Consider the following 11,334-nt stretch of genomic DNA (forward strand, 5'->3'; position numbering starts at 1 on the left):
TAATGTACAGACGCGATTAATCGCGTCTCTGACTAATGACTAAATATATGGTGAAACATCTTCACCGCATTTATCTGCCAGATAAGAGAGGGCGCGGAAACGTAAGCCTACCAGTTGCTCATACAACGGGTTAATTTTACACATCGGCGGGATGTGGACAATCTTTCGTCCAAATAAGGTGACATCTTGCTCAAAGGGACACTGGGAGGGAATCATTTTACACAAAAAGCGGGCTACTCTTGGGTCTTGGATATCTAGCCGATCCAGCCAGTCGCGCAGGGGGTGTAGTGCATCAATTTGACGCTTTGTAAGCCCAGTGCTGGCGATAGTGGGGGTAAGCTGTGGGTGTTCTAGGGTGTGGCGAAGGGCTTCTAGTAAATTCTCTGGCTGTTCCAAGGCTTGGCAGAACTGATGCAGAACCTGATCTTCGCTGGGAGAATAAGTACCATCTGCGATCGCTACCATGATCGCTGTCCTTAAGAAATTTTCCGATGCTGGCGTACCTTTACCCAAGACTGCGGCTAATTCTTCTGGCGTAATTACCTCTAGTGAGTCCCATTTAATCTTAGGAGCTAATTCATTTTTGGTGATGCTGGCAATTAATTCCTGCTCTTGGGCATCAAAATTACCATCTGCCCAAGCAATGGTGAGCAGTCCACGCAACCAAGCGGCAATCTGTTCGCTGCTGTAGGGGGATTGAACGGTACTTGTCATAAACTCACGTCTCAAGCTTTCCTCAGTCACTACTAAGCTACCCTACCTAGCGACTATGAAGATAGTGAGGTAATATAGAAAAATTAAGAAAGTGCGTAGGCGTAGCCAGCCGTAAGCATCGTCGTCTCAAGAAATAAACCAGAGAAGTTTTCAAATCGCAACAGTCGGTCTTGGTGTAAAATCTATTTGAGAATCTTTTCTACTTAAGCTGAAAAAGGAGATTTAAGTCGAGTATTCATGAATAAAACCAAAGTTCACCTCGGCATCATTCAAGAAACACTACTAATTCCCCTCTGGGCTAGAGCTTGTGAGCTTCAGCCAGCAGAGCCAATTATAGTAGATCCTAAATCATCTGAGATTCTTGCAGCGATAGACTACGAATTTCATAAATTTACTACTGCTAAATATTCTCAGATAGGCTGTTGTTTACGAGGAAGTATCCTCGACAACTGGGTACGCACTTACTTCAATAAACAATAAAGGTATACATAATGTTTTTATTTGGCATTGAGCATGAAGTCGCTTTTCTAAATAAAGAAGGAAAGTTTGCTGATTTTTCCCACACCAAATTTGCTGATTTCAATCAAATTATTGAAAGGCTACCCACATACCCCGGCGACTATCCTCAACTGCGGGTTGGGGATGCGGGTATTAAAATGAAAAGATGGTATATTGAGGGATTTGAAAGATTTGCAGATTCCGACAAGGTGATTGACTATCATGCTAAAGGTATCGAAATTAGAACGACTATACATTCTGATATTCAAGGCGCTATTAGTGAATTGTCAGAAAGTTTTCACTTGCTACGTGAGGTTGCTGCTGACTTTGGTTTATCACCAGTTTTAGTTAGTTTTAATCCCTACAATCCGGTTTTTGAGCCTCAACCGCCATTAAACGATTATGAAATCAAACAGCTAGAGGCTTATCCTGACGAACAAACTGCTAATATTCACATGGTGTCTTATGGCCCAGATTTAAATATTTCAGTGGCAAATTTGTCTACTGAAGATGTGATTGATGTTGGCAAAAAATTAACTTATTATAGTCCCTATATCGTCCCTTTTAGTTATAGTTCCCCTTTTTATAAGGGAGGATTATGGGATGGTTTATCGGTACGAACATTTATCAGAACTGGAAAAAGGCCAGCAGCCCTTGTTTTTGTTCAAAAACAAGAACAACTGATTGATAGCACACCTTCCTTAACAAAAATCGCCCGCATTCCGGCTGAAGTAGGACGTATTGAATTTAAAGCTTGTGATAGCTGTGATGACTTTTCTATCTATGCGGCTTTGCTAACATTATTGAAAGGTTTGGTGCTAGATGAAACTTTGCTGGGTAGAGCAACTGTACCCGATGCAGCATTACACCAACTATCGGCAAAAGAAGGGTTTGACAACGAGGATATTTTTGGGAATGCGACAAAAGTCTTGCAAGCAGCCGAAGTTGCTTTAGGAGATGACGCAGATGTTCATTATTTAACGCCGTTAAAAGTAATGCTGGCGAAGCGAAAAACAAGATCCCATAAATTAATAGAAATGTTCCATCGGGTAAGTTCAATAGAAGAGGTAATAAAGCAGACTTATCAGTAGTTTTTATTCAATGGCCGAATTCAGGTTGTTTGCAATTGGTAAAATTTGCGTCAAGCGCAGTGGCTCTTGCTGATGGGGATTAGTATCTGGTTTTACTTGATCTTCCTGATGCTGAAAGGGGGATTGGTGGTCAGACATAGTTAGGAGATCCCCGTTACAAAACTGTACTTCCGACTTCCGACTTGTTTAATTCTTTACCGCTTCAGCCTGCCGATTTTGATTCTTTTTATCTGGAAGTAGCCGTTCCAATCCACGGGCGATTAAGGGTAAAAATCCAATAAATAACGCCACGCCTAGCAAGTTGAATATTAACTGTGCATTAGCGATTTGGCGAGCAACATCATCCCCTGCCCCCATTAACTGAGAAATCCATTGCGCGAATCCTGCCAATTGAGTGGCAAATACAATTCCTACCGCAGCAGTAGTCAGATTGAAAAGTAAATGAAAGATACCTGTCCGCACTGCTGGACGTTCGCGTCCAAAGGTAGCTACTAATGTGTCAGCACAAGTGCCAACTTCAGCACCCAGCATTAACGCCACGCCAGCAGATAATGAGATTAATCCTTGACTAGCCAAAGTCACAATAATCGCAACGGTGGCAGAGGAAGATTGAACTAAGACTGTAAAGAGTGCCCCAACTCCAGCACCTAAAAGTGCGTTGTTCCCCAAGGTTTCCATCAATTTGATAAATGGCCGGTAGTCTTTGAAAGGTTCCATTGCGTTTTCAATTGTGTCAAGTCCGAAAAACAATAAGCCTATGCCAAGAATAACTAAACCGATTTGCTTCCAACGTTCTTTTTTACCCAACAAAATTAACAGTAAGCCAATGAACATTGCTATTGGGGCATAATCACTAATGTTAAAAGCAACTATTTGAGCGCCGATGGTTGTACCAATATTGGAACCCAAAACCACGCCGAGAGATTCTACAAATGACAATAAACCAGCACTAACCATTGCAATCACAATGATGATTGTTACTGAGGACGAATCTAATATTGTTGTCGCTACCGTGCCAGTTGCTATTCCAGCGTAGCGATTGGTGGTGAACTTGCTAATTAGTTCTTTGGCACGATCGCCTGCGATCGCTTCTAGTCCCTCGGCCATTCGTGTCACACCATACAAAAATAGTACGAGTCCCGCCAGCGCACCCGTGACTATTTTAAAAATATCTAATTTTCCCTGTTCTTCTCCTTTAGACTCAGCACTTTTATCCTGACTATTGTTCTTTTCTTCCCTAGTATTCTGAGATAGTTTGCTGTTTTTTTGTTGTGTTTCTTCTACTCCAGCAGGAGTCTGAGCATTAACGCTAATTTCTACAGATGGTGCATCAAACCAATGAAAATTATTTCCTAAAGAAGGAGTAACTACCAAAGCTGAAACTAAAATACTCAATATGAAACCGTTAAATACTTTTTTGAAGCTTTTTGATAACAACATAATACCCCTCAAAAAAATTATTGATTAGTGTAAGCAAGTATTAGTATTAATTCTAGTCTCAAAACATCCAATGCTAAATGCTGATAAACTAATTTAGCAAATTTAAAACGGGTTTTAACTTGCTCAATTTCGCTAGTTGTAGGAATAGAACGCGATCGCAGCAAACCCCACCAGTATGGGTGCATCCCAGTTTTTATTTTGCTCTTGAGAATAACTGTCATTGCGAACGCGAGTGCGTCTCGTAGAGAGGAGGAACGACGAACGCAAGTGCGTGTCCAAGACTTGCAATCTCATGGACTCGTTTTGACCTGAAGAATTTTGCGATTGCTTCGTTCCTCTCTTCGAGACGCTACGCGTTCGCAATGACATGTAAAAAAGTGGGATGCTCCCCAAATCATACGTGTCAACTTAACGTAAAAGCCATGTCCCGCAAGGAACTGAAGTTCCTTGCTAATAGCGAAAGTCATCTGAAGATGACTAAATATATCCAAAAATCTTTAGTCTACTTGAGTAGACTTTAGCTATGAGCCGCTGAAATTCATTTCTGGGCGGGCGTGGAAGCCAACAGATAAGTGATTTTTAACTTAAGTTGACACCAATGTCCCCAAATACTTCGACTACGCTCAGGACAAGCTCAGTACAAATGACAAATGACAAATGACAAATGACAAATGACTAATCCCTGTTTCATCCTAAAGTTAGACGCGGCTGGTTTTCATGTTTATATACCATTAAACTGGGAATGTGCCTCAGAAAACCAGAGACTTGAGAAAAATATGAGGTCGTGACCTAGCTAAAGTTCTGGGATTCGTCATCATGTATGAACTAGTTCAAGCTGTCTTCAACAGTGATGAAAAAACTGCTCTGCATCAGTTGATTTATGCGTTGAGTGCTTCAGGTAAGCGTTACTTCCTAAGAAATGAAATTTTACAAGCTTTTGCCGATTACTGTGATCAATCCCAAAAGCCAGCCTATTTTTACTACTCTTCTTCTGTTGGTAAACTCATACAGTACACCCACGAAATAATTTTTGAAGAAGAAAGTACCTGGTTCGTGGTTCGTCCCAGGATTGCTAGTCAAGAAGTTTGGAAACTGACATCTGATAGTAGGTTCGAGTTGATGACACCTCAAGCATTGCTAGATGTGAGAGATCGCCTAGTCAACCGCTACCAACCCCACATCCTGGAAATCGACCTCCACCCGTTTTACGAAAGTTCCCCAAGAATCGACGACCCTAGAAATATTGGTCAAGGTTTAGCCTTCCTCAACCGTTACCTGTGCAATCAATTGTTGACTGACCCCCAATATTGGGTAGAAATGTTATTTCAAGCATTACAGGGGCTACAACACGATGGGATTCGCCTGCTGTTGAGCGATCGCATTCCTTCAGGTATTCACCTAGCCAAACAAATTAAGCTAGCGCTCAAATTCTTGAATGAGCTTGAGCCTGATGAACCTTATGAAAAATTCCGCTTCGATCTTCAAGAACTCGGCTTTGAGCCGGGTTGGGGTAACACTGCGGCGCGAGTCTGTGAAACCCTAGAACTCCTCGACCGACTCATTTACTCTCCAGAACCCGGCATCTTAGAAACATTTGTAGCCCGCGTCCCCGCCATTTTTCGCGTCGTCCTCATTTCCATCCACGGCTGGGTTGGACAGGAGGATGTTTTGGGAAGAGATGAAACACTTGGTCAAGTTATCTACGTCCTCGAACAAGCTCGCAGCTTAGAAAACGAACTGCGTGAACAAATCAAACTCGCTGGCCTGGACGTGCTGGGTATGGAGCCACATGTGATTATTCTCACCCGGCTAATCCCTAACTGCGAAGGCACATTTTGCAACCTGCGTTTAGAAAAAGTCCAAGATACTGAAAATGCTTGGATATTGCGCGTTCCTTTTAGTGAATTCAATCCTGAAATTACGAACAATTGGATTTCTAAATTTGAGATTTGGCCTTATCTAGAAAACTTTGCTCTAGATGCAGAAAAAGAATTACTAGCTCAGTTCAAAGGTAAACCTAATCTTATTGTTGGCAACTATAGCGACGGGAACTTAGTGGCTTTTCTTTTATCTCGCCGGATGAAAGTTACCCAGTGCAACATTGCCCATTCACTGGAAAAACCTAAACATCTATTTAGTAATTTATATTGGCAAGATTTAGAAGACCAATATCACTTCTCGGTACAATTTACTGCTGATTTAATTAGCATGAATGCAGCCGACTTCATCATCACATCGTCCTATCAAGAAATTGTCGGCACACCTGACACCATAGGTCAATACGAATCGTACAAATACTTTACGATGCCAGAGTTGTATCATGTGGTTGATGGCATTGATTTGTTTAGTCCTAAATTCAACTTCGTGCCGCCGGGAGTAAATGAAAAGATTTTCTTTCCCTATAGCCAAAAAGAAGACCGATCTAACCTTCGCAGACAAATTCACGACCTACTCTTTACCCGCGAAGACCCCCAAATATTTGGTTATTTAGAGCAGCCTAATAAGCGACCAATCTTTACCGTTGCTCCCATCACTTCAATCAACAATCTCGCGGGATTAGCTGAATGCTTTGGTCAAAGTCAGGCGTTGCAAGAACATTGTAACTTGATTCTCTTCAGTAGTAAACTGCATCCAGATGAAGCTACAAACCCAGAAGAAGCAGAAGAGATCCAAAAACTCCACGACATTATTGAGCAATATCATCTCAATGGCAAGATTCGCTGGGTGGGGATGCGTATCCCTAGCAGCAACCTCGGCGAAGCCTACCGAGTAGTTGCAGATTCTCAGGGAATTTATGTCCACTTTGCCCGCTTTGAATCCTTCGGTCGGTCTATTTTAGAAGCGATGATTTCTGGTTTGCCAACTTTTGCTACTCAATTTGGCGGGTCTTTAGAAATTATCGAAAACCAAGAGAATAGATTTAATCTTAATCCTACAGACTTAGAAGGAACAGCAAAGAAAATTTTAGGCTTTGTTGAACAATGCAATAGTCAAGATGAGTATTGGCAGGAAGTTTCAGAATGGATGAGTCAGCGAATTCATAATAGATACAATTGGCATTTACATAGTAATCAATTACTACAGCTTGCTAAAATATTTAGTTTTTGGAACTTTGTTGCTCCAGAAAATAACGAAGCCAGAGATCGCTATATGGAAACTTTATTTCATCTCATTTATAAACCTAGAGCGGAAAAGATTTTGGAAAAGCATAAGGGGGGATGAGGGAGTGGGGAGTGGGGAGTGGGGAGTGGGGGATGAGGGGGATGAGGGGGATGAGGGGACAAGGAGAATTAGAGACTGATTTATCCACCTCAGATACTCATTAAAGGAGTTAAAAGACTCATTAATCCACCTCAGATACTCATTAACGGAGTTAAAAGACTCATTAATCCACCTCAGATACTCATTAAAGGAGTTAAAAGACTCATTAATCCACCTCAGATACTCATTAAAGGAGTTAAAAGACTCATTAATCCACCTCAGATACTCATTAAAGGAGTTAAAAGACTCACCAATCCACCTCAGATACTCATTAATCCACCTCAGATACTCATTAACGGAGTTAAAAGACTCATTTATCTAGCTCAAAGACTCAAAATCCCCACTCCCCACTCCCCACTCCCCACTTTATGCAAACAAAAGCTCGTTCTCGCAATTTTATCTACACAGACTGGATTTTAATCGAAACCCAGTTTGACCCTGAGCAATTGCACTCTAAAGAAACCGTCTTTACAATCGGCAATGGATACCTGGGAACAAAAGGCAGTTTTGAAGAAGGTTATCCTCATGCATTGCCAGCTACTTTTATCCACGGTGTCTATGACGATGTGCCGGTGGTGTACACTGAACTGGCAAATTGCCCTGATTGGCTACCCTTGGTAGTGATTGTAAATGGCGATCGCTTCCGTCTCGATCAAGGTGAGATATTGCGCTACGATCGCCAGCTTGATTTACGCTACGGACTTCTGATCCGTTACTTACGTTGGCGCTCTCCCAGTGGAAACACTATAGATATTACCTTTGAACGCTTTGCTAGTTTTGCAGATCGGCATGTGTTGGCGCAACGCTGCCATTTAATGCCAGTAGATTTTGATGGGTTAATCGAAGTTCAGGGAAGTATTAACGGCTATCCAGAAAATCAGGGTTTTAATCACTGGGAAGGATTAGATCAGGGCAAGACTCACCAACGAATCTGGTTGCAACGTCGCAGCCGCCACTCCCGAATTGAACTCGCTATGGGCGCAACAATGAGAATCTCTGGCGCTGAAGCATCTTTGCAAGTCAGTACTGCACCTGGTTATCCAACCTTGAGCATGACCTACCTGGCTAAATCACAACAGACCGTAACGGTAGAAAAATTCGTAACAGTTTTTACCTCGCGGGAGACTGAAACACCAGTTTCAGCAGCTACAGAAAAACTCGCACACCTACCAGACTACGCAACACTGCTAAAAGCCAATGAGCAGGCATGGGATGAGGTGTGGCAGCAAAGTGACATCCTCATCGAAGGGGATAGCACAGCTGCTTTTGCTGTTCGCTACAATCTATTCCAACTGCTGATTGCTGGGTCACGCCATGATGACAAAGTGAGCATTCCTGCTAAAACTCTTTCTGGGTTTGGTTATCGCGGTCATATTTTTTGGGATACAGAAATTTTTATGCTGCCCTTTTTTCTGTTTACCCAACCAGCGATCGCCCGAAACTTACTCAGTTACCGTTGGCACACCTTACCAGGAGCTAAACGCAAGGCTTCCCATTATGGCTATAAAGGGGCAATGTTTGCCTGGGAAAGTGCTGATACCGGAGATGAAGTAACACCACGTTGGGCGCTCGGCAATGATTTTTATGGTGAAGACGTGCGGATTTGGTGCCGCGATCGCGAAATTCATATCAATGCAGATATTCCCTACGCCGCTTGGAACTACTGGCAAGCCACTGGTGATGATGAGTGGATGCAACAGCGCGGCGCAGAGATTATTTTGGATGCCGCGATCTTCTGGGGTAGCCGAGTCGAATTCAATCCTGAGCGCCAACGATATGAAATTCGGGGAGTAATCGGAGTCGATGAATACCATGAATTCGTCCACAATAACGCCTTTACAAACCGCATGGCGCAATGGCATTTAGAGAAAGCGATCGCAGTTTATGATTGGTTAGCTCACAAGTTCCCCGAACGAGCTACCGAACTAGAACAGAAACTAAAACTTACCCTAGAGGAGCGAACGCACTGGCAAGATATCATCGCCAAAATCTTGTTTCTCCATGACCCATTAACAGAACTAATCGAGCAGTTTGAGGGATTTTTCCAATTAGAAGATATCAACTTAGCAGATTACGAAGGGCGCGATCGCTCCATGCAAGCCATCTTAAGTATTGAGAAAACCAATAAATGTCAAGTAATCAAGCAGCCAGATATCTTGATGCTCCTTTATTTAATGCGGGAATCAGCAGATTTTCCCTACAACGAAAAAGCATTGCAGACCAACTGGGACTACTACGCACCCCGCACAGACATTACTTATGGTTCGTCCCTTGGCCCAGCAGTTCACGCCATTTTAGCTTCCGACTTGGGTAAATCAACAGAAGCTTACGAAGTGTTTATGCAAGCGTTAATGGTGGATCTTGAAGATAACCGAGGTAACACCAGCGATGGAATCCACGGCGCTACTGCTGGTGGCGTTTGGCAAGCTGTAATTTTTGGATTCGGCGGCATTCAACTAACCGAAAATGGCCCCGTAGCCAACTCCCATCTGCCTGATGGCTGGACGCGCCTAAAGTTTAAACTGCACTGGCGCGGAAAATGGCACGACTTCGATCTACGCAAAGAACAAGTCACTCAAGATATAACTCGTCAACTAGAATATCTCCAACTTTCCCTATCCCCAAATCCCCCAAATTTCCCCTCATCCCCCCCTGCCTCCCATGCCCCTTCATCCCCCCCACTCCCCACTCCCCACTCCCCACTCCCCACTCCCCTAACATCCAACATCCAAGGATTCATCTTCGACCTAGATGGAGTGCTAACAGATACAGCAGAACTTCATTATTTAGCTTGGCAAAAGCTAGCAGATGAAGAAGGTATACCGTTTAATCGCCAAGCTAACGAAGCGCTGCGGGGTGTATCCCGTCGTGCTTCCCTGATGCTGATTATTGGGGATAGACGGTATTCTGAAGCACAAATCGAGGAGATGATGGAGCGTAAGAATCGCTACTATGTGGAATCGATCCAAAACATGACACCCAAGGATTTATTACCAGGTGCGATCGCCTTCTTGGATGAACTGCGGCAAGCTGGGATTAAAATCGGTATTGGTTCAGCTAGCAAAAATGCCCGCACAGTGATCGAGCGATTGGGCATTGCCGATAAAGTAGATGCGATCGCTGACGGTTATAGTGTACAGCAACCCAAGCCAGCACCCGACCTATTTCTGTACGCAGCCAAGCAGCTAGGACTCGAACCAGCGCAATCTGTGGTTGTAGAAGATGCCGCAGCAGGCGTTGAGGCAGCTTTAGCCGGTGGTATGTGGGCAGTAGGACTCGGCCCAACTGAACGAGTTGGAGCCGCTCATGTTGTTTTGCCCAGCTTAGAAGGGGTCACATGGGCAGATTTAAAAGCCAAATTAAGCAATATTGCCAGACAAAAACATTCAGAAACTTCCAATTGAAAATTAATAACTAGACCTGCCATTTTCGACAAATTTACATGTATAGCGGCTTGCACAGCTTTTAAGCCAATTTCCACTTTGGAAGACTTTATAAATAATCAATCATTTTTATTTATTGAATTAAAAATAAAATATAATTGCTTCTATGCTCAAAGGTGTTTAAAGTGGGGTTAGCCGGTCAACAATAAGTTAATTGTAAAGTTTTTCTTAACAGTGCTTAAAAAAAACCAACTGAAATACTTTGTATATTTAGGTGTGTGTTTAAAAGATTACGCCTGTGGTTATCTCTAACAAATTAGAATACGCACTTCTAGCCCTGTTAGAGTTGGCAAGCTGCTACCCTAACAATGAAGCCCTGCAAATTCGGGAGATAGCGGCATTACAAGATATACCGAACCGCTATTTGGAACAACTTCTGGCCACATTAAGGCGTGGAGGTTTAATTAAGAGTATACGCGGAGCTAAAGGTGGCTATGTTCTGGCACGAGATCCCGGAAAGATTACAGTGTTAGATGCTTTTAGCTGCATGGAAGGATCAGATATCGTTGTCTCTAATTCTGAGCCAACTCCAAACACGGTAGAAGGTGAGCTAATTCAGGAAGTCTGGCAGGAAGCACGTCAGGCTGCTAACTCAGTTTTGGAAAAATATACACTCCAAGACCTTTGTGAACAAAGATCAATGCGAAAGCAGAAGGAACTCATGTATTACATTTAGAAAGGATGAAGTAGGAAAATTTTCATCCTTAGAGGATGTTTTCAAAGTCTAATTTATTACTCACCAAGCGACTGGAAGTCGCGGCTACACAGGCAAAACCCACCTCCGTGGGTTAAGAATCCTTGATTTTGTATTAGTCCACGGAGGTGAACTTTGTTTGTGTAGCCGCGAATTCTATTCGCCATTGCTCGTTTATTTGAAAAAATCTCAT

At 43.0% G+C, this 11,334-nt stretch carries 9 protein-coding genes; 5 read left to right on the plus strand and 4 right to left on the minus strand.

Annotation, left to right across the window (positions count from 1 at the left end):
- Positions 1-39: 39 nt before the first annotated feature.
- Entirely contained in the window at positions 40-714 is a 675-nt protein-coding gene (locus LC574_RS08220; protein WP_229452746.1) for a Mo-dependent nitrogenase C-terminal domain-containing protein, read from the minus strand.
- A 237-nt stretch (positions 715-951) separates the two neighbouring features.
- On the opposite strand from LC574_RS08220, the gene LC574_RS08225 reads away from it, so the two are divergent.
- Both LC574_RS08225 and LC574_RS08230 read left to right on the plus strand, forming a co-directional pair.
- On the plus strand, positions 952-1,194 hold the full coding sequence (locus LC574_RS08225) for a hypothetical protein (RefSeq protein ID WP_229452748.1): 243 nt from the start codon (positions 952-954) through the stop codon (positions 1,192-1,194).
- Between the two features lie 11 nt (positions 1,195-1,205).
- Positions 1,206-2,303 carry a glutamate--cysteine ligase gene (locus LC574_RS08230; RefSeq protein ID WP_229452750.1) on the plus strand — a complete coding sequence of 366 codons (1,098 nt, stop codon included), beginning with the start codon at positions 1,206-1,208 and terminating at the stop codon, positions 2,301-2,303.
- Between the two features lie 3 nt (positions 2,304-2,306).
- On the opposite strand, the gene LC574_RS37860 is transcribed toward LC574_RS08230, so the two are convergent.
- From LC574_RS37860 to LC574_RS08240, 3 genes are read right to left on the minus strand one after another with little or no spacing between them, the layout of a single operon-like run.
- A complete protein-coding gene (locus LC574_RS37860; protein ID WP_267871455.1) occupies positions 2,307-2,441 on the minus strand; it encodes a hypothetical protein in 135 nt (44 codons plus the stop codon).
- 48 nt (positions 2,442-2,489) lie between these two features.
- Positions 2,490-3,743, minus strand: coding sequence for a Na/Pi cotransporter family protein (locus LC574_RS08235; RefSeq protein ID WP_229452752.1), 1,254 nt, complete (start codon positions 3,741-3,743; stop codon positions 2,490-2,492).
- A gap of 17 nt (positions 3,744-3,760) precedes the next feature.
- Positions 3,761-3,964 carry a hypothetical protein gene (locus tag LC574_RS08240; RefSeq protein ID WP_229452754.1) on the minus strand — a complete coding sequence of 68 codons (204 nt, stop codon included), beginning with the start codon at positions 3,962-3,964 and terminating at the stop codon, positions 3,761-3,763.
- A 595-nt stretch (positions 3,965-4,559) separates the two neighbouring features.
- On the opposite strand from LC574_RS08240, the gene LC574_RS08245 reads away from it, so the two are divergent.
- From LC574_RS08245 to LC574_RS08255, 3 genes are all read left to right on the plus strand, one after another.
- Positions 4,560-6,965: a sucrose synthase gene (locus LC574_RS08245; RefSeq protein WP_229452756.1), complete on the plus strand. Its 2,406-nt coding sequence runs from the start codon at positions 4,560-4,562 to the stop codon at positions 6,963-6,965.
- 407 nt (positions 6,966-7,372) lie between these two features.
- On the plus strand, positions 7,373-10,408 hold the full coding sequence (gene pgmB / locus LC574_RS08250; protein ID WP_229452758.1) for a beta-phosphoglucomutase: 3,036 nt from the start codon (positions 7,373-7,375) through the stop codon (positions 10,406-10,408).
- 277 nt (positions 10,409-10,685) lie between these two features.
- Positions 10,686-11,123, plus strand: a complete 438-nt coding sequence (locus tag LC574_RS08255; protein ID WP_229452765.1) for an Rrf2 family transcriptional regulator — start codon at positions 10,686-10,688, stop codon at positions 11,121-11,123.
- The last annotated feature ends 211 nt before the right edge of the window (positions 11,124-11,334 follow it).

The organism is Nostoc sp. CHAB 5715 (assembly GCF_020829685.1).
In the GTDB taxonomy this organism is placed as follows: Bacteria; Cyanobacteriota; Cyanobacteriia; order Cyanobacteriales; family Nostocaceae; genus Nostoc.